The organism is bacterium, from assembly GCA_023150945.1.
Lineage (GTDB): Bacteria > Zhuqueibacterota > Zhuqueibacteria > Zhuqueibacterales > Zhuqueibacteraceae > Coneutiohabitans.
Map to the genome: position 1 here is coordinate 1 of JAKLJX010000029.1, position 23,976 is coordinate 23,976.

Consider the following 23,976-nt stretch of genomic DNA (forward strand, 5'->3'; position numbering starts at 1 on the left):
GATGCCTTCAGGCATCGAGCGTTGGGTGGGAAAGCGATGCTTGTTCCTGGTGCAATCCCATGCTGAAGGCTCGACGCCTGAAGGCGTAACTACAAGCGTACGCCTGAAGACGTTACTACAAGCGGTCACTGCAAACGACCACACACAATTGTCTTGTTCGTATCAAGAATCTCCGCGCCCAACTCCGCTGGATCACTGCTTTGTTGATACTTACTTGGCTGTAGATTGGTGTGCGCCTCGCAAATCACTTCACGATCCCGGCACTCCAACGAACCGCCGGCCACGGCCAAAATCCGGAAAAACTGTTTGGCGCGCCTGGCAACATTCATGGGCATTCTTCCCTGCGAAGGTAATCTGATGAGCAGCACTCCCAAGGATTCCAAAGAACTCTCCCCGCTCAAACGCGCCTTTCTCAAAATCGAAGAAATGCAAGCCCGGCTGGCTGCCGTCGAGGCTGCCAGGCGCGAACCGATTGCCATTGTCGGCATCGGCTGCCGGCTGCCGGGCGGCGCGCATGATCCCGAAGCCTTCTGGCAACTTCTGACCAATGGCGTCGATGCCATACAGGAAATGCCCCGCGAGCGCTGGGACGTCGAGGCCTACTATGATCCCAATCCGGACACGCCCGGCAAAACCATTTGCAAGTGGGGTGCGTTTTTGCCGGAAGTGGACAAGTTCGATCCCGCGTTCTTCGGCATCTCGCCGCGCGAAGCCATGAGCATGGATCCCCAGCAGCGCCTGCTGCTCGAAGTGGTTTGGGAAGCCTTGGAAAATGCGGGCCAGGCGCCGGACCAGCTCATGGCCAGCCGCACCGGCGTATTCCTCGCCATGTGCAAAGTCGACTATGCGCAGATGCTGCTGCGGCAGAACGATCCCAGCCAACTCGACACCTATTACGCCTCCGGCAACGCTTACAGCACGGCCGCCGGTCGCATCGCTTATCTGCTCGGTTTGCAGGGACCTTGTTTGACGGTGGACACCGCCTGTTCTTCCTCGCTCGTGGCCGTCCATCTCGCCTGCCAGAGCCTGCGCGCGGGCGAAAGCCGGATGGCAATCGCCGGCGGCGTGAATCTTGTCCTGTCGCTGGACAACACCATCAGCTTCTCGCGCTCGAACATGCTGGCAGCGGACGGCCGCTGCAAAACTTTCGACGCCTCCGCCGATGGTTTCGTGCAGGGTGAAGGCTGCGTGATGATCGTGCTCAAGCGTCTTTCCGATGCCCTCGCTGAGGGCGACCGCATCTATGCCTTGATTCGCGGCAGCGCGCTCAACCAGGACGGCGCCAGCAGCGGCCTGACGGCGCCCAATGGACCGGCGCAGGAGGCGGTGATTCGTGACGCGCTGCAGAATGCCGGCTTGCAGCCCGGCGAGGTCGGATATCTCGAAACGCATGGCACCGGCACCGCGCTGGGCGATCCCATCGAAGTACAGGCCATCGGTGCGGCGCTGGCGGCCGGCCACTCGCAAGAGAATCCCATTTTGCTCGGCGCGGTGAAAACCAATCTCGGCCATCTCGAAGGCGCGGCGGGTGTGACCGGCCTGGTCAAGGCTGCGCTCGCCCTGCAGCGCCGGCTGATTCCGCCGACGCTGCATTTCAAAACGCCGAATCCTTTGATTGCCTGGGACAACCTGCCGGTCAAAGTCGTGACTGCACCGACGCCTTTCCCGGCTGTCAACGGCAGGCGGGTGGCGGGCGTGAGCGCGTTTGGCTTCAGCGGCACCAATGCCCACATTGTGCTGGAAGAGTTCAGCGAGGTTTGGCAAGCCGGCTCCGGCCAATCCGAGCACGTGGTTTCTGCCGCGTGCTCGCGGCCGCGCCACGTGCTGGCGCTTTCCGCCAAAAGCGAGCAAGCATTGCAGGAATTGACACGGCGCTATGCCACTCATCTCGCCGCCCATCCCGATCTGGAAGTGGCCGCAGTGTGCCGCAGTGCCAACACCGGCCGGGCTCATCTCTCGCACCGCCTGGCGCTCACCGCCGCGAGCAGCGCAGAACTGCGCGCCAAGCTCGCGGAATTTGCCGATGGCCATCTGCCTGCCGGCGGCCAGCGCGGCCAGGTGGTGGTGGATGAGCAGCCGAAGATCGCCTTTCTCTTCACCGGTCAGGGGGCGCAGTACCTCGACATGGGCCGCCGCCTCCATGCGACCCAGCCGGTCTTTCGCCAGGCGCTCGAGCAATGCGAAGAACTGCTGCGGCCGCATTTGGAAAAGCCGCTGCTCTCGGTTTTGTTCAGTGATCAGCCATCTGTGGCCGCTGATCACCGCTCACTGAACACCGATCACTGGCTTCACCAAACCGCCTATACGCAACCGGCGCTGTTTGCCCTCGAGTATGCCCTGGCGCAGGTGTGGCGCGCGTGGGGCGTGCGGCCCTCGGCCGTGCTCGGCCACAGCGTGGGCGAATATGCCGCAGCTTGCCTCGCGGGTGTTTTCGATTTGGCCGATGCTCTCAAGTTGATCGCTGCGCGCGGCCGCTTGATGCAGGAAAGATGCGAACCGGGCGCAATGGCAGCGGTTGCCGCGACCGGGGCAGAAGTGGAACAAGTCCTGGCCTCCGCCGGCGGTGCGGTCGCGATTGCCGCGCTCAACGGCCCGCAAAACACGGTGATCTCCGGCCCAGCCGAAGCAGTCGATGAACTGTGCCGGAAGTTCGAAGCCGAAGGCCGCAAGACCAAGCGCCTGACGGTTTCGCACGCCTTTCATTCGCCGTTGATGGAACCGATGCTGGATGAGTTCGAAGCCATTGCCGCGACAGTCAAATATGCAACGCCGCGTCTGGGCTTGGTCTCCAACGTGACCGGGAGTTTTGAATCCGGCGCCTTTTTCGGCAACGCCGGCTACTGGCGCCGCCACGTGCGCAGCGCCGTGCGGTTTGCGCAATCCATGCAGGCTTTGCATGAGAAGGGCTATCGCATTTTTCTGGAAGTGGGCCCGCATCCGACGCTGCTCGGCATGGGCGCAAAGTGCTTCGCGACCGATGCCAATGCCGCCGAGCCGGATCTCTGGCTGCCGTCCCTGCGCCAGGGCCGCGATGACTGGCAGCAAATGCTCGACAGCCTGGCGGCACTTTACGTCAATGGTGTTGCCGTTGACTGGGCCGGCTTCGAACAGGACGCGCCGCGAGGCAAAGTGACGCTGCCGACTTATCCCTTTCAGCGCCGGCGCTTCTGGTTCGAACAGCGCCACGGCAGCCCGCAAACGGCGCCAGCGGACAGCAGCCGGCATCCTTTGCTCGGCCAGCGGGTGCAATCTCCGCTGCTGAAGGAAGTTCTGTTCGAAGCACAAATGAGCGTTGACGCCGTGCCATTTCTCGGCGATCACGTCGTGCATGGCCTGGTGGTGATGCCGACCACCGGTTATCTCGAGATGATTTTGGCAGCGGCTGCGGCCATCTGGGGAGAAGGTGCGCACAGCCTGCAGGACATGGACATTCGCGAGGCCATGACGTTTGAGTCCGGCGAGACCCGCACCGTGCAATTGTTGCTGTCGCCCGCCGCTGACGGCGCCCTGGAGTTCCAAGTCATCAGCTTTCCCGCGGTCAGCGCGAACGGCGCGGATTCCTACAAAGTTCATGCGGCCGGCAAAATTCAACCCGCCAAATCGAACGGTCATCTGCCCGCGGCCGCCAATCTAGATGAGTTGCGGCTGCGGTTGCGTGCGGCGGTGCCGGTGCCGGAGTACTACGAGCATCTGCGCGCCACCGGACTGCAATTCGGGCCGAGCTTCTTTGGGATCGAGCAGCTCTGGCGCCAGGACGGCGAAGTGCTGGGACAAATCCGCCTGAACGAGGCGCTGGCCGGGGAGGCCAAACGTTTTCGCATTCATCCCGCTTTGCTGGACGCCTGCCTGCAAATCTCGGGCGCGTTGCTTGCCGGTGATCAAAGCGGGCTGGCGGCAGAGGAAATTTTCATGCCCATCGGCCTCGAGGCTTTTCGACTGTTTGCTGCTCCGCCGGCGCAGCTTTTCTCGCATGCCGTGCTGCGGCCGCACACAGCGCCAACGCCTGCCGGCCGGCAAACGCATGTCATCGATTTTCACATCTATGCTGCTGCGGGCCATCTCGTAGCCGAGCTGCTGGGCTTGCAAGTGAAGCGCGTCGATCCCGCGCTGCTGCAACGCGCCGCCACTGCCGAGTTGAGAGACTGGTTGTATGCCGTGAAGTGGCAGCCCCAGCCGCTCACGCGCAAAGCTGCCGCGACGGCGCCGCCCGATTATCTCCCTGCCACCGCGCAACTCGCGGCGCAATTGCAACCCGCGCTGCCGCAGTTGAGCGCGGCCCACAATTTCGCGTTGTATGATGAATTGCTGCCCCGGCTGGACGGGCTGAGCACTGCCTACATTGCGAAAGCGCTGCGCGAACTGGGCTGGGAATTTTCTGCCGGCCAGCGTTTTGCGACCGCCGCGCTCGCCGCACAGTTGGGCGTGGTGCAACAGCATCACCGTTTGTTTCACCGCCTGCTCGAAATTCTGGCGGAAGACGGCATTCTCAGCCGCAGCGATTCGGTTTGGGAAGTGCGCCGCAAGCCCGTGCCGGTTGATCCGGCAGCGCTGGCCGCAACCTTCACCACCGAGCACGCCGAGCTGACGTTGCTGCGGCGCGGCGGCGAGAATCTCGCCGAGGTTTTGCGCGGCCGGTTCGATCCGCTGCAGGTTTTGTTTCCGGGCGGATCGTTCGACATCGCGGAGAAACTTTATCGTGAATCGGCGGCCGCGAAGGTTTACAACGGCTTGGCGCGCCGGACGATTGCGCAAATCACGACCGGCTTGCCGGTCGATCGCACGCTGCGCGTGCTGGAAGTCGGCGCCGGCACCGGCGGCACCACGTCGTTCATTTTGCCGGAGTTTCCGCCGGAGCGGACGGCGTACACTTTCACCGATCTTTCGCCGCTGTTCATGGCGCGCGCGAAAGAAGACTTCGCCGCCTATCCGTTCCTGCGCTATGAGATTCTCGATATCGAACAGGATCCCGAGAAGCAAGGCTTCCGGCCGCGTGAGTATGATCTCATCATCGCCGCCAACGTCGTGCATGCCACGCGCGATCTGCGGCAAACGCTGCGGCACGCGCAACGGTTGCTCGCGCCCGAGGGGATGCTGTTGCTGCTGGAAGGCATGCAGCCGCAGCGCTGGATCGATTTGACCTTCGGCATGACCGAGGGCTGGTGGCGTTTCACCGACCTCGAGCTGCGGCCAACCTATCCGTTGCTTCCGCCCGCCGCGTGGTTCAGCTTGCTCGCCGAGTTGGGCTTTGGGCAAATCGAGGCCGTGCCCGCGGAACAGAGCAGCCGTGCCTGGTCGCAAAACGCCTTGATCCTGGCGCGCGCGCCACAAGCGGATCAGCTTGAGCAAAGCGGAATTCGAATCTCCGGCCAGCCGCAAGCCTGGTTGCTGCTGGCGGATCAAAACGGCTTGGCGCACAGCCTTGCGCAGCATTTGCAGGCGCAGGGCGAGCGTTGTGTTCTCGTCAGCCCGGGCGAGTCTTTCGCCGCACTGCCGAACGGGCACTTTAGCGTGTCGCCCGGCAGCCGCGAGGACTATCAACGCTTGCTGCAGGAGGCTTTCGTTGCGCCGCGCATCTCCTGTCGCGGCGTCGTGCATCTCTGGCCCGCAGATGACATTGCCGGCGACCGGGTCGATTTGAAGGCGCTGATCGAAACGCAGGATCGCGGCAGCCGCAGTCTGCTCGCGCTCACGCAGGCACTGCTGGCGACCCCGGGATTCGATTCGCCGGGCGTGTGGGTGGTGACGCGCGCCGCGCAGCCGGTGGCGGAGCCTGCGCCGCAATTGGCCCTCACGCAATCGCCGATTTGGGGCTTTGGGCGCGCCCTGGCTCTGGAGCATCCTGAGCTGCAATGTGTGCGCATCGATCTCGACTCACCGGCGCAAATTGCGGCAGAGACACAGAAAATGCCGGAGGCGCAACTGCTTCTGGCTGAGCTGCTCACGCCGGATGGCGAAGATCAAGTGGCATATCGCAACGGGCAGCGTTATGTCGCGCGGCTGGCACGGCGGGCGCCGGCTGAAGGTGAGGCTGCTTCAAAAACTTCCACGGCGCCGCTCGCCGATGAGGCTGCGCCGGTGCAGTTGGAAATCGTGCAACCGGGAGTGCTGGAAGGTCTGGCGCTCAGGCCGGTCATGCGCCGGCCGCCGGGACCGCATGAGATCGAGCTGCGCGTGGCCGCTACCGGTTTGAACTTTCGCGATGTGTTGAACGCGCTCGGCATGCGCAGCGACGATGATCCGCTCGGCGGCGAAGTCGCGGGCACGGTGGTGCGTGTCGGCGAGGCAGTGACGGATTTCAAAGTCGGCGATGAAGTCATATCCGTCACGGTCGGCGGATTCAGCACGTATCTCACGACCTTCACCGAGCTCACGGTGAAAAAGCCCGCCCATCTCGATTTTGCCGCCGCGGCTACGATTCCGCTGGCTTATTTGACCGCAGCGTATGCGCTGCACGGCCTCGGCAAATTGCAGCGAGGCGAGCGCGTGCTCATCCACGCGGCTGCCGGCGGCGTGGGCATGGCCGCGGTGCAGCTCGCACTGCGCGCCGGTGCAGAGATTTTCGCCACTGCCGGCAGCGCGGAGAAGCGCGAATATCTGCAAGCGCTCGGCATTGCGCATGTGTTCAATTCGCGCACGCTGGATTTCGCCGAAGAAATCCGGCAGCGCACCGCCGGCGCAGGCCTCGACCTTGTTTTGAATTCTCTCACCGGCGAGTTCATTCCCCAAAGCTTGCAGTTGTTGCGTGCCAACGGGCGCTTTCTGGAAATCGGCAAGAAAGAGATTTGGACAACCGCGCAGGCCGCGGCGGTGAATCCCCACGCCGTGTATCTGGCGGTGGATTTAGCCGAGAGGATCAAGAGCGATCCCGCCGCGGTGCGGCCGCGGTTTCTGGATATCATGCAAGCCCTCGCGGCCGGCGAGTTGCAGCCGTTGCCGCACACGGACTTTGCTCTCGAGCAAGCTGCGTCCGCGTTTCGCTACATGGCGCAGGCGAAACACATTGGCAAAGTCGTCGTCACCCAGCAAGCGGTAAGGGGCAAGGAGCAAGGGGCAGGGGGCAGGGGGCAAGAGTCAACGGGCAAGAGGCAAGGGGCAAGTATTCAGTTGCAGGCCGATGCCACGTATCTCATCACCGGCGGTTTGCGCGGCTTGGGATTGCTTACCGCGGAGTGGCTGGTCGAGCGTGGCTGTCGCCATCTTGCTTTGCTGGGTCGCAGTGCGCCCACCGAGGCCACGCTGGCAGTGGCTCGCAAGCTGGAGCAATCCGGCAGCCGGGTGTTGCTGCTGCAGGGTGACGTGGCGAATCCCGCGGACGTCGCGCGCTGCCTTGAACAGATTCGCCAAACGCTGCCGCCCTTGCGCGGCCTCATTCACTCCGCCGGTGTGCTCGCTGACGGCGTGTTGCTGCAGCAATCATGGGAACGGTTTCTCAACGTCATGGCGCCGAAAGTTTTTGGTGCGTGGAACTTGCATGTGCAGACGCGCGAGCTGCCGCTCGACTTTTTTGTGATCTACTCTTCGGTTTCGGCGCTGCTCGGCACGCTGGCGCAGGCCAATCACGCCTCGGCCAACGCGTTTCTCGATGCGCTGGCGCATCAGCGCACGGCGCTCGGCCTGCCCGCGATGAGCATCAACTGGGGCGCGTGGTCTCAGATCGGCGCAGCAGCGCGGCACAATGTCGGCGACCGCATTGTCACGCGCGGTATCAACTCCTTTACTCCGCAGCAGGGGCTGCAAGTTTTGGGAATGCTGTTCGAGCGGCCCGTTACCCAGGTGGGGGTGATGCCGGTGAATTGGGCCACGTTTGCCGGACAATTCACCGGCCGCCGGCTGCCCGCTTATTTCTCAGAACTCGTGGCCGAGGCGCAAACGCGCACGCTCGCGCAGCCAAGCTCGCCGCCGGCGCAGCGCAATTTGATGCAGGAATTGCAGCAGGCCCCGTCCGGCAAGCGCCGGCAAATGCTGCTGGCTTTCGTTGAAGCGCAAGCGCTGAAGGTGCTGAGCATGGAGGCCACGCAAACCATCCATGAGAAGCAGCCGCTCACCGATCTCGGATTGGATTCGTTGATGGCGGTGGAGCTGCGCAACTTGCTGGGCGCGGGTTTGGGACTGCAGCGCGCGCTGCCCGCAACGCTGGTGTTTGATTATCCCACCACCGCCGCGGTGGCGAATTATTTCATGCGCACGCTGTTCGAGGAGGAAACGCCAGCGGCCGCGGCAGAACCCGCGCCTGCCGCCACCCTGGAGAACCTCGAGCAGCTTTCGGATGAGGAGATCGACCGGTTGTTTGCGGAGAAGATGGCCGGTGGTGGCTGAGGATTTTTGACTCCGCTGCCACCACCCTGTCATTCCGCAGGAACCTTGCGATGAGGCCTGCACCGAACTCAAATCAGCGCAAATTTCCTGCGGAATGCCAGGCGGAGTATCACCCGTCAAATTGATTCCTGAAGGAAGACGATGCCGGACTTTTTGCAACGCATTTCCCAGCTCTCCCCCAAGCGGCTTGCACTGCTGGCGATGGAGCTGCAAGCCAAGCTCGAACGCGTCGAGCAGGAACAGCAGGAGCCGATCGCGGTCATTGGCATGGGCTGCCGTTTTCCCGGCGGCGCGCATGATCCTGAATCTTACTGGCGCTTGCTGCGCGACGGCGTGGATGCCATTCGCGAGGTGCCGGCCGATCGCTGGGACATCAACGCCTATTATGATCCCGATCCCGACGCGCCCGGCAAAATGAGCACGCGCTTCGGCGGCTTTCTCGACCAGGTCGATCATTTCGATCCGCATTTCTTCGGCATTTCACCGCGCGAGGCCGCGAGCATGGACCCGCAGCAGCGGCTGCTCCTGGAAGTGACCTGGGAAGCGCTCGAACATGCCGGCCTGGCCGCTGAACGTCTGGAAGGCAGCGCCACCGGCGTATTCCTCGGCATCTGCAGCTCGGATTATCCGCAGCTCTTGCTCGGCCAGGGGCCGGAGACTTTCGATGCCTACCTCGCCACCGGCGCCTCACATGCCATTGCCTCCGGCCGTCTGTCTTATGTGCTCGGCGTGCATGGTCCGAGCGTTTCGATCGACACCGCGTGCTCCTCCTCGCTGGTGGCGGTGCATCTCGCCTGTCTGCATCTCCGCAGCCGCAGTTGCCGCCTGGCGCTGGCCGGTGGCGTAAACGTGATGCTCACGCCCGATACCACCATCACGCTCTCGAAAGCGCGCATGATGTCGCCCGAGGGCCGCTGCAAGACTTTCGATGCCTCCGCCAACGGTTTCGTGCGCGGCGAAGGCTGCGGCATAATCGTGCTCAAACGTCTGCGCGATGCGCTCGCTGACGGCGATAACATTCTCGCGCTGATTCTGGCCTCGGCGTGCAATCAGGACGGTCGCAGCAGCGGCATTACCGCGCCCAACGGTCCGGCGCAGGAAGCCGTCATGCGCGAAGCCCTGCGCCTGGCGCGCCTGGCGCCGCGCCAAATCGGCTACGTCGAAACCCACGGCACCGGTACTGCGCTGGGCGATCCGATCGAAGTCAACGCGCTTGCCGCGGCGCTGGGCCAGGGCCGCGAGCCGGGCAATCGCTTGCTGCTCGGTTCGGTCAAAACCAACTTCGGCCACCTCGAAGGTGCGGCCGGCATCGCGGGTTTGCTCAAACTCGTGCTGGCCCTGCAGCATAAACAAATCCCGCCGCATCTGCATTTGCAGAAACGCAATCCCTACATTCCGTGGGAAGATTATCCGCTCGACATACCGGCGGCGATGACGCCCTGGCCGGCGATCGACGGCAAACGCATCGGTGCCACCAGTTCGTTTGGCTTCAGCGGCACCAACGCGCATTTGGTGTTGGCGGAATGGGACAGCGCAGGCGCGCGCGAGTGGTTGCATGGAGGCGAAGCGGATGCTGCCGCGGGCCTGACGGCCGGCGCTTCGATCCCGTACGAACGGCCTCTGCATTTGTTCGCGCTTTCCGCGAAAAGCAAGCCGGCGCTGCAAGAGTTGGCGCAGCGCTATTCCAACCATCTGGCTGCTCATCCCGCAGCCGGCCTCGCGGATATGTGCTTCACCGCGAATACCGGGCGGTCGCATTTCACCCGGCGCGCCGTTCTTCTGGCAGACACCACAGCCGCCATGCAGGAGAAATTGGCCGCCCTGGCAGCGGGGCATTCGACAGAGGGCATGATGCTCGGCGAGCTGGCCGGTACCAAACGTCCCGAAGTGGTTTTTCTCTTCACCGGCCAGGGCGCGCAATACCCTGGCATGGCGCGCCGGCTTTATGAAACCCAACCGGTGTTTCGCGCTGCTTTGGAAAAATGTGATGCGCTGTTGCGGCCCTATTTGGAAAGGCCACTACTTTCGGTTCTGTTCAGTAATCAGTCATCAGTTGTCAGTGATCAGTCATCACTGCCTACTGACCACCGTTCACTGCTCACTGCTCACTGGCTTCATCAAACTGCTTATACCCAGCCTGCTTTGTTTGCGGTTGAATATGCCCTGGCGGAATTGTGGCGTTCGTGGGGCGTCGAGCCGGCCGCCGTGCTGGGCCACAGCGTGGGCGAATATGTTGCGGCCTGCGTTGCCGGCATGTTCAGCTTGGAAGATGGTTTGAAACTCATCGCCAACCGCGGCCGGCTGATGCAGGCGCTGCCTGCCAACGGTGCGATGTCTGCTGTGTTCGCCGGCGAAGCGCGGGTGCGCCCGGCGATTGCCGCCTATCGCGACAGTGTCGATCTCGCGGCGATCAACGGGCCCGAAAACCTCGTCATTTCAGGCGAGGCCGGTGCCGTGGCTGAAATCGTCGAGCGCTTGGCCAGCGAGGGCATCAAAAGCAAGTCGCTGAATGTCTCGCACGCGTTCCATTCGCCGTTGATGGAACCGATGCTCGACGCTTTCGAGAAGATCGCGGCCGAGGTCAACTACGCAGCGCCGCGCATTCCTGTGCTTTCCAATCTCACTGCCGCGCCGCTCGATTTCGAGAGCGAGATAGGCAAGCTCAGCGGCGCTTCTTCGCAACCGGCAGCACTGAGCAAAGCGATGGCAGCCTATTGGCGCCGGCACGTGCGCCAGGCGGTGCGCTTCTCGGATTCGATCATTCGTTTGCAGCAGGAGGGCTACCGTATCTTCCTCGAGATCGGCCCGCATCCGGTTTTGCTCGGCATGGCCGGCAAATGCCTGGAGGGACAAACCCCGCAACGGCCGGCGCCGCTTTGGCTGCCTTCCTTGCGCCAGGGCCGCGATGACTGGCAGCAGATGCTGCAGAGTTTGGCGGCGCTTTATCTGCAGAATGTGAACCTCGATTGGAACGGCTTCGATCGTGCTTATCCGCGCCGCCGGCTGGCGTTGCCGGCCTATCCGTTTCAGCGTGAGCGCTACTGGCTCGATCAAACCGTGGCGCGCAAATCCCAGCCGGCCGCCGTCCAGCAACGGCGCGCCCGTGATGAACAACCTGCTCGCCACCCGCTGCTGGGCCACAAGCTGGCCGGTCCGCTGCCCGTCTTCGAGATGCAACTCAGCCTGGCCGCGCTGAAGATGGTGGATGAGCATCGCGCCTATGGCGTCGCCGTGGTGCCGGGCGTGATTGTGTTGGTAATGGCTTTGGGGGCGGCGGCCGAGGCGTTGGGGGCGGCAACGGTGACATTGGAAGATGTCGTGATGCACGAGGCCCTGGTCTTGCCGGAGCACGGCAGCCGCACCGTGCAGGTGATTCTGACACCGGAAAACGCGGAGCGTGCCACGTTTCAGCTCTTCAGCAACGACGCGGCCGGTGCTGATCAGCGTGCAATATGGCGGCGGCATGCTTCCGGCAGAATCATTTTGAATCAACCCGCTGCCGACGCGGCGGAGAAATTCAACCTTGCTGAACTGCGCGCTCGCGGGAGTGAAGGCGAAGTGGCGGGGCTGATCGAACGCGTGCGCCGGCGCGGCATTCATGTCACGCCGCAATCGCAAACGCTCGCCCGCTTCTGGCACGGTGAGGGCGAAGCGCTCGGCCTGCTGCAGATGAATGCTGCCGTGCGCGGCGATTCTGAGGCCTTTCAAATTCACCCGGCCCTGCTCGATGCCTGTTTGCATACGCTCGAAGCAGCGTTGCCGGCTGTGGACCATGCGGCCGAAGGCACCTACATGCTGATGGGTCTGGCGCGTTTTGAATTGCGGCGCCGGCCAAGCGCGCAGGTGTGGGCGCACGCCCGGCTGCAGGAGAGTCGTGAAGCCAGGCGCGAGACATTGACGGCGGACTTGACTTTGTGTGACGAGGAGGGCGGCATCTTCGGCCGTCTCTCCGGCTTGCAGTTCAAGCGCGCCCGGCCGGAGAACATGCTGCGCTCGCAGCTCCGGCACCTGAACGACTGGCTTTACGAAGTGCAGTGGCAACCCCAGCCGGCCACCGGCGTAGAGCAGCCGCAGCCCGCGGATTTCATCCCCGGCCTCGCGGAAATCGCCCGCGCCGTGCAGCCGCACCTCGGCCGGATCTATCGCGAGAACGAGCTTGCCGTCTATGATGAGCTGCTGCCCCGGCTGGATGCAGTGTGCGGTGCCTATGTCAGCACGGCGCTGCAGCAACTTGGTTTCGAATTCACGCCGGGCAACCGGTTCCAGCCCGACGAGTTGATGGCGCATCTGCGGGTGCAAGCCCGGCATCGCCGTTTGTTCGAGCGCATGCTGCTCATGCTGCAGGAAGATGGCTTGTTGATGGCGGACGGCAGCACTTGGGAAGTCCGCACCGCGCCGGCGCCACGCGATCCCGGCGCCGAGATGAACGCCTTGCAGGCGGCCTTTCCGGCTTGTGCCACGGAATTGGCGATCACGCGGCGCTGTGGTGAGGGACTGGCGGCGGCGCTGCGCGGCGAGGTCGATCCGCTGCAGTTGCTTTTCCCCGGCGGCTCGCTGGAAGACACCGAGAAGCTCTATCAAGAAGCGCCGAACTCCAAGGCCTTCAATCTGCTGTTGCGCGAGGCCGTGGCCACCGCCGTGCAGAAGCTGCCGCAAAACCGCCGGCTGGCCGTGCTCGAAATCGGAGGCGGCACCGGCGGCACCACCAGCCGCTTGTTGCCGATTCTGCCCGCCGAGCGCACGGAATATGTTTTCACGGACATTGGGCAACTCTTCACGGCCAGAGCCGCGCAGAAGTTTAGAGACCATTCTTTCGTGCGCTATCAGGTGTTGGATATCGGCGCGGATCCGCTGGCGCAGAACCTTCCCGGCCATCATTTCGATTTGATTGTCGCGGCGAATGTGCTGCATGCCACCAGTGATTTGCGGATGACGCTGGCCAACGTGCAGAAACTGCTGGCGCCCGGTGGCCTGCTGGTCTTGCTCGAAGGCTCGGTGCCACAACGTTTCGGTGATTTGACCGTGGGCCTGACCGAAGGCTGGTGGAGTTATTCCGACAAGGACCTGCGCCCCGACTATGCTTTACTTTCCGAGGAGAAGTGGTTGGCGCTGCTCAAAGCCATGAGCTTCACGGAGGCGGTCGCCATTCCCGCTGGCGCTGATCGTGTCGGTGTGCTGCGCACTCAGGCGGTGATTTTGGCACGCGGCCCGCTGGCAGTGTCCGGCAAGAACGGCAGCGCAGGGAGAGCAAAAAGGGAAAAGGGGAGCTGGATCATCCTGGCGGATGAATCCGGCGTGGCAGAACAGCTCGCGCAGAGATTGCGTGGCGAGGAACAAACACCGATTTTGGTGCATGCCGGTGACAGCTTTGCCGCGCACTCCGCGCAGCAGTTCAGCCTCAATCCCGGCGAGCCGGAGGATTTCAAACGCTTGTTGCGGGAAACGCTGACGCCGGATCTGCCGCCCTGTCGCGGCATTGTGCATTTGTGGGCGCTCGATGCGCCGCCATTCGCCACCATCACACCGGCGAATCTGGCTGCAGCTCAATTCAATACAATTTCTGGTGCGCTGCATATCGTGCAAGCGCTGGCAGCAGTCGCCGCGGCAAAGTCCGCAGGCCTGTGGCTGGTGACGCGCCGGGCGCAGCCGGTTGAGCCGGATCCCGGAGAACTGGCAGCGCCGCAAGCGCCATTGTGGGGATTGGGCAAAGTCATCGCGATGGAGCATCCGGAATTGCGCTGCACGCTGGTCGATCTCGATGCTGGCGACGGCGCGCCCGAACTGCAGCGCGAGATAATGACACAGGACAGCGAAGATCAAATTGCTTTGCGCCGCGGCGTGCGCTATGTGCCGCGGCTGGTTGCCAGCGCAATGCGCCTCGACCCGCCGGCCGGCAGCCGTCTGCCGATTACCGGCGAGGGGACTTACCTCGTCACCGGCGGCTTGGCGGGCCTCGGCTTGCTGACCGCGCACTGGCTGGTCGAGCAGGGCGGCCGCCATCTCGTGCTGCTGGGCCGCAGCGCGCCTTCGGAAGCGGCGCAGGCAACGATTCGCGAGATGGAAGCCGCCGGCGCGCAAATCGCCGTCGCGCGCGCTGACGTGGCGGATTACGATCGCATGGCGCAGGTCATCGCGGACATCCACTCCAGCCTGCCGCCGTTACGCGGCATCATTCATTCCGCCGGCGCCATCGATGACGGCGTGTTGCTGCAGCAGAATTGGCCGCGCTTCGAGAAAGTGCTGCGTGCCAAAGTGCTCGGCGCGTGGAATCTGCATGCGTTGACGCAAGACCAACCGCTCGACTTTTTCGTGCTGTATTCGACCGGCGCCTCGCTGGTCGGTTCCGCGGGCCAGGGCAATCACGCGGCGGCCAACACGTTCATGGATGTGCTGGCGCATCAGCGTACCGCTCTAGGCCTGCCGGCGTTGAGCATCAACTGGGGCGCATGGTCGGAGATCGGCACGGTGACCCGCCACCGCCAAGGTGACCGCATTACGCTGCACGGCAGAAGCGCGATTGCGCCGCTGCAGGGTTTGCTCATTCTCGAACGTTTGCTGCAGGGCGCACCGCCACAAATCGGCGTGCTGCCGGTGGACTGGGCCGAAGCGTTTGCCGGCATGGGCGAACGCCTGCATGCGCCCTTCTTCGCGGAAATCCGGCGGGGCGTGAGCAGCCGGCCGGCTGTTGCGAGCGGGCAGCAACCCGGCGACGAGGAGGCGCCACCGGCAACCCTGCTGGCCCGCCTCAAAGCCGCGCCGGTGAGCAAGCGCCGGCAAATGCTGCAGCAGTTCGTGCAGGAGCAGGCGGTGAGAGTGTTGGGATTGGGTCCCTCCCGGCCCGTGCCGTTGCACCAGCCGTTGACCGAGCTGGGCCTCGATTCGCTGATGGCGGTGGAACTGCGCAATGCGCTCGGCAAGGCGGTGGAACAAACTCTGCCCGCGACCTTGCTGTTCGATCATCCGGCGATCGAGAACCTGGTCGATCATCTCGGCAAAAATGTGCTGGGGTTGGAGATTTCCGCTACCGGCGAGGAAGAATCGCCCAAGGCCAACGGCAAGCCCGCGCCGGCCGCGAAGGAAGCGGAGTTGGATGCGCTGTCCGATGAGGAAATGGCGGCGTTGCTCGAGGAGAAATTGAGGGGATTCTAGGCGGATGTTGAGATCGTTTATGTCAGATCACGTTGGTTTTGCATAAGGAATGCATTTGAGTGCTACGTCGTTGTCAAGACGTAAAACAGAAACACCTTGCGATCATGCCCTATGATTCATCTACCACAAATATGGGAATGCATTGAACGCCATATGCCCAGAGGGCAGTGGCAGGACATACGGGGCATTTATCGGCTGATTGAGCACAATCTTGATCTCGATGAGGAAGACTATGAGCCTCAAGCTCCAGCTTCATCAATACCCAAGTGGCAGCGCAATGTGCGAAATGTACTGCAATATTAGGAGGAAGACTGGTGAGATCGAGTGGAACGGTAATCGCAGATATCGAATCCTGACTTGAGATATGCTGGCCTGATCGGCAGTCATGCGCAAACTCGCCCTTCTCCGTGACTACAATGTGGGCGCGGATCTCTCGATCAGCCATGTAATCGTGTTTTTTTGGAATGACTGCAATGCCTCGATGGTGACCGGCTTGAGCATGAAGGCTGGGATTTCGTGAAGCTCAAATTGGCTCAACGTATAGGCGAGCACTTCCAATGAGAGGCCGGCGTCTTTTTGCTGTGCGAGTTCAAAGTACTTCGGCACCGTGCAGCCAGCCAGATCGAGAAAATAGAGATCGAGCAAGTCTTTGATTTCGGTTCGCCCCAACGCTGCGCAGATCTTGTTGGCGGTGATGTCCTCTATGGAATCGACCAGCACGTTTCCGAATCGAGTAGGCGGCTTGATTGATGCGGCATAGTCCCGCGAGAAATGTAATGTCAACGGGTCTTCGGGGGTGCCAACGCGAAAATGTTTGAAGTAGGATGTGACACGCACCGGCGTGAAAGCAATCTTGAGTTCCCGGCACGCTCTGCTGGTTATGGCATCAGCAGCTTGAAAAGCGTCATCGTCTTGAGTGAAGAGATCAAGATCTTCGGAGTAGCGGTGATACAAATAGTATGCACTCAACGCTGTGCCGCCCGTCAGATAGTAAGCATCAGTCATCTGAAAGAAGGCTTCCAGGAAGCTACTTTGCAGTGGGCTCAGAATGTTCATCCGGTTTGACGATGCCATGTGCCAGCCATTGCGTGTACATGAACTCCCAAAACTTTCGCTCGCGGCCCAGGCGCGGCAGCAGGCGTTCGCGGTAGGCGAGAAAATTCTCGAGAGTGATGAATTTCCAAACATCGGCATAGCGCGCGTCGCGCAGAATTTTGGCCATCAGCCAAATCTTCTTGGACTCCTCGCCGGTCGCGAGCATCTCCTTGATCTGGCCGACCGTGTAGCGATAGTCCCACATGAAATATGGGACGATGTCGTCGCGGGAGAGATCGAGCAACGCATGTTCGGTTTTGGCATTCACGACGATTCCCTTCTGCACGGTTGTTCTATCGGCCAGCCGCTCGGGCCGCAAATATGGCGTGACCAGTTTCAATATATGCCAAGCGAGAATTTGTTGCAATTCTTTGTTTTCACCGGCCGCCCTTGAATTCCTGTCCGGTTGTTGATTGAATATTGAACCGACTTGGTCGGATTCACCGCCGGGTCGATACGTCCGCTGGAGATTCCAGCCTGTTTCGCCCGGCGTTGATTGAGGAACCTGAATGAGTATTCCCGCTCAACCCAAAGACCAGCGCGAGCTGCTCAAACGCGCGTTGTTGAAAATCGACGACCTGCAAGCCCGGCTCGACCGGCTCCATGAGCCGATCGCCGTGATCGGCATGAGCTGCCGCTTTCCCAACGGCGCCAATGATCCGGAAAGCTTCTGGCGCTTGCTGCGCGCGGGTGTCGATGGCATCACTGAAATTCCGCCGGAGCGCTGGAACGTGGACGAGCATTACGATCCCGATCCCAGTGTTCCCGGCAAGATGTACACGCGCCGCGCCGGCTTCGTCGATGGCGTCGATCGTTTCGATCCGCAATTCTTCGGCATTGCGCCGCGCGAAGCGGTGAGCATGGACCCGCAGCAGCGCTTGCTGTTGGAGGTGACCTGGGAGGCGTTGGAGCACGCCGGCCAGGCGCCGGCAAAACTCGCCGGCTCACGCACCGGCGTTTACCTCGGCATCAGCGGCAACGATTACTCGCATCTGCAATCCTCCTCCGGCGAGCGGGATTACATCGACACCTACTTCGGCGCGGGTGTGGCGCACAGCATTGCCTCCGGCCGGATTTCCTATTTGCTCGGCCTGCAAGGCCCGAGCGTTTCCGTTGACACCGCCTGCTCGGCCTCGCTTACCGCTTTGCATCTTGCCTGCCAAAGCCTGCGTCTGGGCGAAAGTGATATGGCGCTGGCCGGCGGCGTGAATGTGATTCTCTCGCCGGACGGCATCATCACCGCTTCGCAGGCGCGCATGCTCTCGCCCGACGGCCGCTGCAAAACCTTCGACGCCTCCGCCGATGGTTACGTGCGCGCGGAAGGCTGCGGCATGGTCGTGCTCAAACGCCTGTCCGATGCCCTCGCCAACCACGACGACATCCTCGCCCTCATTCGCGGCACCGCCGCCAACCAGGATGGCCGCAGCAGCGGCCTGACCGCCCCCAACACCGCGGCGCAGCAAGCCGTGATTCGCGAAGCGCTGGCGAAGTCCGGCCTGCAACCCGGTGACATTTCCTATCTCGAAACGCACGGCACCGGCACCTCGCTGGGTGATCCCATCGAAGTGCAGTCGCTGGGCGCGGTGTTCGGCGCGGACCGTTCGCCCGAGCATCCTCTGTTGATCGGCGCGGTGAAATCCAACATCGGCCACCTCGAAGCTGCCGCCGGCATTGCGGGTTTCATCAAAACCGTGCTGGCGCTGCAGCAGCGTGAACTGCCGCCGAGCCTGCATGTGCGCAAACTGAATCCCTACATCGCGTGGGACAAGCTGCCGATCAAAGTCGTGACCGAGGCCATGCCCTGGCCCCTGCCGCCCAACCAGCGCCGCCTGGCGGGCGTAAGCTCGTTCGGTTTCAGCGGCACCAACGTGCACGTCATTCTGGAGGAAGCCCCGGCGCGCCCACCGGCCGAGGAGACGAGCCAGGTCGATCGGCCGCTGCATCTGCTCACCCTTTCGGCAAAGAGCGAAGCGGCGCTCAAGGCGTTGGCGGGCCGCTATGCGCGCCATTTTGCGGAGAATGACGCGGCGGCGCTCGGCGACCTATGTTTCACGGCAAATGCGGGGCGCGGCCATTTCACTCACCGGTTGGCCGTGACGGCGGAGGCGCTCACGACGGCGCGGGAGAAACTGGCGGCTTTCTCCGCCGGACAAATGCCCGCCGGTTTACATTTGGGCAAAGTCGATGAGAGCCAGCGGCCGGAAATCGCGCTTCTGTTCACCGGACAGGGCGCGCAATATCTCAACATGGGCCGTCAGCTCTACGAGACCCAGCCGAGTTTCCGCCGGACGCTCGACCGCTGCGATGAAATTTTGCGGGCGCATCTTGAACAGCCGCTGCTCTCTGTGTTGTTCAGTGATCAGTCAGCAGTGGCCAATGATCAGTCAACAGTGACCAGTGATCAGTCAACAGTGGCCGGTGATCAGTCACGCCGGCCGGCTGATCACCGATCACCGATCACTGCTCACTGGCTGCATCAAACCGCCTATACGCAGCCCGCGTTGTTTGCGCTGGAATATGCGCTCGCGGAGTTGTGGCGCGCCTGGGGCGTGACACCAGCGCTGGTGATGGGCCACAGCGTGGGCGAATACGTGGCGGCGTGCGTCGCGGGCGTGTTCAGTTTGGAAGACGGTTTGAAATTGATCGCGGCCCGTGGCCGGCTGATGCAGGCGCTGCCGCGCAACGGCGCGATGGTGGCGGTGTTTGCCGAAGAAGCGGCCGTGCGCGCAGCGCTGGCGCCGTTTGTGGACCGTGTTGACATTGGCGCGATCAATGGTCCCACCAACATCGTCATCTCAGGCGAAGCTGCGGCAGTGGCGGAACTGGTCGCGCAATTCGACAGCGCGGGCGTCAAGAGCAAACAACTGACCGTCTCACATGCCTTTCATTCGCCTTTGATGGACCCGATGCTGGAGGAGTTCGAACGGATCGCGGCGGAAATCGAGTATGCTGCGCCGCGCATCGGTTTGATTTCCAATCTCACCGGCAAGCTCGTGGCCGAAGATGAAGTCACCAACGCGCAGTACTGGCGCCGCCACGTGCGCGGCGCGGTGCGCTTTGCCGAGGCCATGGCGGCGCTGCAGCAGCAGGGCTGCCGAATCTTTCTCGAAATTGGCCCCAGCCCGACTTTGCTGAGCATGGGGCAGCGCTGCCTGCCCGAAGGCTCAGGCTTGTGGCTGCCCTCGCTGCGCCAGGGCCGTGCCGATTGGCAAACCATGCTGGATTCGCTCGCCGGCCTGTATGTTCACGGCGTGAATGTAGATTGGGCGCGCTGCGACCGCGATTATGCTCGCCGCCGCGTCATCCTGCCGACTTATCCGTTTCAACGCAGCCGCTATTGGGCCAAGGCCGCAGAGCGGGGCAAGGCGCGAGGGGCAAGAGGCAAGGCACAAGGGGCAGGGCATCCGCTGCTGGGCGAGCGTTTGCGGTCCGCTGTGAAAGAGATGCAATTCGAGACCGAGATCAGTCTGCAAACGCACGAGTTCTTGCGCGACCATCAATTTTATGGGACCGCAGTTTTTCCCGCGGCGGCTTATGTTGAAATGGCGCTGGCCGCGGCTGCCGAAGCGCTGGGCGAGGTGCCTCCTGTGCTGGAGCAGATGAGTATTCATGAAGCTTTGCTGGTGGCGGAAGACAAATCCGCAATCGTGCAATTGATTCTCTCGCCGCCGGCGGAAGGCAAGTTTACTTTTCAAATTTGCAGCCTGAGCGAAAGCGGCGGCGCCGGCAAGTGGAAGCTGCACGCCGAGGGCACGATTCTGTCGAGCGGGGTGAACCCTCCTGCTGAAAGCATCGCACGCGAGCAAATTCTCGCGCGCTGCCCGCATCAGTTGGATGTGGAGGAATACTATCGACGCTTTAGCGAATTGGGAGTCGATTACGGTCCGAGCTTCCGCGGGTTGACTGCGATCCAACGCGGCGCAGGCGAAGCCCTGGGACACGTGCAACTGCCGGCCGGAACCGCCACGAACAATTTTCACCTGCATCCGGCGCTGCTCGATGGCTGCCTGCAATTGCTGGGTGCCGCGGCATTCGATGACAGTCACAAGGATGAGCAGAGAATCTACATGCCGGCGGGTTGCGAGCGGCTGCGGCTTTATCGCACGCAATGGCAGGAAGCGTGGTGTCATGCGCGATTGCGGCCGGGCCGGAGCGAGCAAGCGCTGGTTTGCGATCTGCACCTGTTCGACGAGGCCGGTGCCCTGGTCGCGAGCCTCGAGGGCTTGCGCTGCAAACGCGTGACCCCGGCGGCGATGCAGCGCGCGCCGCAGAAGCTCGACAACTGGCTGTACGAAATCCACTGGCAGCCGCAGACATTGGCAGAAGCGCCGGCGGCTGCGCCGGCACCGCCGGGCGTTTGGCTGATTTTGACCGAGGCCAATGGCGCCGGCAAGGCTCTGGTGGAATGTCTGGAACGCCAACAGCAAACCTGCATTCTCGTTTCCGCCGGGGAAGAATTCGAACGACGGCAGCCGGCGCACTGGTGCGTCAATCCGGCGCAGCGGGCTGATTTCGAACGCTTGCTGCAGGAAAGCGGACTGGCGAGCGAGCCCAACTGGCGCGGGGTGGTGCATCTGTGGAGTCTGCCGTCCGGCATTGATGAAAACACGGAAGCGATCGCGCTGCAGGCGGCCGAGCAACTTCTCTGCGGCAGCGTGATGTCGTTGGTGCAGGCCATCGCGGGCGCAAAGCTCGCGGCTGCGCCGCGCCTGTGGCTGGTTACGGCTGGTGCCCACCGTGTCAGCGAGGAAGCCGAACCGCCGGCGGCTGTGCAAATGCCGTTGTGGGGACTCGGCAACGTGATCGATCTCGAACATCCGGCGTTGCGTTGCAGCCGGATCGATCTCGATCCTGGTGCCGGACAAACAGCAACTGCGCCTGCGCTGCAGCAGCTTGCGGACGAGTGTTTGGCGGCGAGTGCTGAAAATCAAATTGCCTGGCGCAGCGGCCGGCGCTACGTCGCGCGGCTGCGGCGCGCTCAGCTTGAAAGTCACGAATCCCGCTCGCTTCGGGATTCGGTATTAGAGGAGCGTCCGGTCAAGTTGGAGATTACCAAGCGCGGTATTTTGGAAAATCTCCAACTTGTACCGTTGACGCGGCGGCCGCTGCAACGCGGCGAAGTGGAAATCCGCGTGCTCGCCACGGGTTTGAATTTCCGCGACGTGCTCAACGCGCTCGGCATGTATCCCGGCGATCCCGGCCCGCTCGGCAACGAATGCGTCGGCCGGATCGTGGCGTTGGGCGAAGGCGTGACCGGCCTGGCAGTCGGTGAGGAAGTGATGGCGTTGGCCGCGGACACCTTTGCGACTCACGTCACCACCGAGGCGGCTTTCGTGGTGCCCAAGCCGGCGCGGCTCAGTCTCGCAGAGGCGGCCACGCTGCCGATCACTTTTCTCACGGCCTATCATGCTCTGCATCATCTCGGGAAAATGCAGGCCGGCGAGCGGGTGTTGATTCATGCGGCAGCCGGCGGCGTGGGGCTGGCCGCGGTACAGCTCGCGCAGCGCGCCGGTGCAGAGATTTTTGCGACGGCAGGCAGTCCGGAGAAGCATGCCTATTTGCGGGCGCTGGGCGTGCAGCACATTTTCAGCTCACGCACGCTCGATTTCGCCGAGCAGATCCGGCAGCGCACCAACGGCGAAGGCGTCGATCTGGTGTTGAATTCGCTGGCGGGAGAATTCATTCCCCACAGCCTATCGCTGCTGCGGCGGGGTGGCCGCTTTTTGGAGATCGGCAAGACTGACGTGTGGAACGCCGACAGCGTCAAGGCGCAGTATCCGGAAGTGTCCTACCACATCATCTATCTCGGCGAAACCGTGCACGCGCAACCCGCGCTGATTCGGCAGCAGTTTCTGGAATTGTGCGAGGCCTTCGGCCGCGGCGAGCTTCATCCCCTGCCCGCGACTTCCTTTCCGCTGGCCGAGGCAGTGAGCGCATATCGCTACATGGCGCAGGCCCGGCACATCGGCAAAGTCGTTTTGACCCAGACGGAGCAGGCGAGGGACGAGGGGCAAGAGGCAAGGGGCGAGGGGCAAGGGGCAATTAGGGCGCACGCCAGTTATCTCATTACCGGCGGCATGGGCGCGTTGGGTTTGCAGGTAGCCAGGTGGATGGTGGAACAAGGCGCACGGCATTTGGTGCTGGTGGGGCGCTCGGCTCCCTCATCGGAAGCGAGCCGCGCGATTGCGGAGATGGAGCAGGCGGGAGCAAAGATCACGATCGCGCAGGCCGACATCAGCCGGGAAGACGAAGTTAAACGAATCCTCGCCACGAGTGCGCCACCGTTGCGCGGCATCGTGCATTCCGCCGGCGTGCTGGCTGACGGCATTCTGCTGCAGCAGGATTGGCCGCGCTTTGCGAACGTGCTGGCGCCCAAGATGAACGGCGCCTGGCATCTGCATCGCGCCACCCGCCACTTGCCGCTGGACTTCTTCGTGATGTTCTCCTCGATCGCCGCTGTGTTCGGCGCAACCGGCCAGAGCAACTATGCCGCCGCCAACGCCTTTCTGGATGGTCTGGCGCATTATCGCCGCTGGCAGGGGCTGCCGGCTCTGAGCATCAACTGGGGCGCGTGGGCAGAGGGCGGCATGGTCACCGGCTTGGGCAAGCGCGGCGAACAGAAGATGAGCGGCACGGGTTTGAGTTTGATCGCGCCCGAGCAAGGGGTGCACGTGCTGGCGCAGTTGCTCGCGAGCGGCCGCACGCAAGTGGCGGTGATGCCGATGGCCTGGCAGCAGTTCCTGCAGCGCTTTGTGCCGGGCCAGGAGCCGCCGCTCTATGCCGAAATTGCCAAGCAGACCCGCATTGATCCCAAGCATTTCAAAGCGCCGGAGCAAGCAGCCACGATCCTGCAGGAGTTGGACAAAGCCACACCCGCGGAGCGCCTCGAGCTGCTGACCGCTCACGTGCGCGAGCAGGTGGTCAAAGTGTTGGGACTCGAAGGCGCGCCAGCGCCGGAGCTGCAGCAAGGATTGACGGAGCTCGGCATGGATTCGCTGATGGCGGTGGAACTGAGCAATCGCTTGCGCGCCAGCTTGGGGAAAACCCTGCCCTCGACTTTGGCATTCGAGTATCCGACCATCGCGGCGCTGACGAAATTTCTCGCCACTGAAGTGCTGGCGGTGGCGACGGCGGAGGCGGCAGAGTCCGCAAACGGAAATGGCAGCGCTGCGACGGGTGCAGAGACGCTCGAGCATCTTTCGGGGGAGGAATTGGAAGAGTCGCTGTTGCAGGAATTGGAGGGGGCGGGGTATTAGCCTGCGGCCTGTGATGCCAGCCGGCTGGAGGGGAGGAGGTGGTTGTTTTTCGGTTGTGAGTCTGCTGCGATTCAAGTCGCAGTTTCTTGGTGGAAGTGACCAGGGCGGCCAAGGCGCAATGGCATTGCGCGGTGGCGAGATTCGATTCATTCAAATAGTA

The 23,976-nt window shown here is 62.7% G+C and carries 6 protein-coding genes; 3 read left to right on the forward strand and 3 right to left on the reverse strand.

The window, feature by feature from the left end; all coding sequences use genetic code 11:
• Nucleotides 1-125 precede the first annotated feature (125 nt).
• Nucleotides 126-383: a hypothetical protein gene (locus tag L6R21_24895; GenBank protein MCK6562450.1), complete on the reverse strand. Its 258-nt coding sequence runs from the start codon at nucleotides 381-383 to the stop codon at nucleotides 126-128.
• On the opposite strand from L6R21_24895, the gene L6R21_24900 reads away from it, so the two are divergent.
• Together L6R21_24900 and L6R21_24905 are read left to right on the forward strand one after the other, a co-directional pair.
• Nucleotides 358-8,316, forward strand: coding sequence for an SDR family NAD(P)-dependent oxidoreductase (locus L6R21_24900; protein MCK6562451.1), 7,959 nt, complete (start codon nucleotides 358-360; stop codon nucleotides 8,314-8,316). The two genes, L6R21_24895 and L6R21_24900, sit on opposite strands and share 26 nt — an antisense overlap.
• A gap of 141 nt (nucleotides 8,317-8,457) precedes the next feature.
• Nucleotides 8,458-15,465: an SDR family NAD(P)-dependent oxidoreductase gene (locus L6R21_24905; protein MCK6562452.1), complete on the forward strand. Its 7,008-nt coding sequence runs from the start codon at nucleotides 8,458-8,460 to the stop codon at nucleotides 15,463-15,465.
• A gap of 411 nt (nucleotides 15,466-15,876) precedes the next feature.
• Here the strand turns inward: L6R21_24905 and L6R21_24910 are convergent, their stop codons facing one another.
• Nucleotides 15,877-16,521, reverse strand: coding sequence for a nucleotidyl transferase AbiEii/AbiGii toxin family protein (locus L6R21_24910; GenBank protein ID MCK6562453.1), 645 nt, complete (start codon nucleotides 16,519-16,521; stop codon nucleotides 15,877-15,879).
• Nucleotides 16,493-16,927: a hypothetical protein gene (locus L6R21_24915; protein MCK6562454.1), complete on the reverse strand. Its 435-nt coding sequence runs from the start codon at nucleotides 16,925-16,927 to the stop codon at nucleotides 16,493-16,495. Before L6R21_24915 ends, L6R21_24910 begins: the two co-directional genes overlap by 29 nt.
• Nucleotides 16,928-17,069: 142 nt before the next feature.
• On the opposite strand from L6R21_24915, the gene L6R21_24920 reads away from it, so the two are divergent.
• Nucleotides 17,070-23,816 (forward strand): type I polyketide synthase, encoded by a 6,747-nt coding sequence (locus L6R21_24920; protein MCK6562455.1) that lies wholly within the window; start codon nucleotides 17,070-17,072, stop codon nucleotides 23,814-23,816.
• Nucleotides 23,817-23,976 lie beyond the last annotated feature (160 nt).

Coding starts and splice junctions, on each gene's coding strand:
- L6R21_24900 (MCK6562451.1), top strand. CDS start 358: ATGAGCAGCACTCCCAAGGATTCCAAAGAACTCTCCCCGCTCAAACGC.
- L6R21_24905 (MCK6562452.1), top strand. CDS start 8,458: ATGCCGGACTTTTTGCAACGCATTTCCCAGCTCTCCCCCAAGCGGCTT.
- L6R21_24910 (MCK6562453.1), bottom strand. CDS start 16,521: ATGAACATTCTGAGCCCACTGCAAAGTAGCTTCCTGGAAGCCTTCTTT.
- L6R21_24920 (MCK6562455.1), top strand. CDS start 17,070: ATGAGTATTCCCGCTCAACCCAAAGACCAGCGCGAGCTGCTCAAACGC.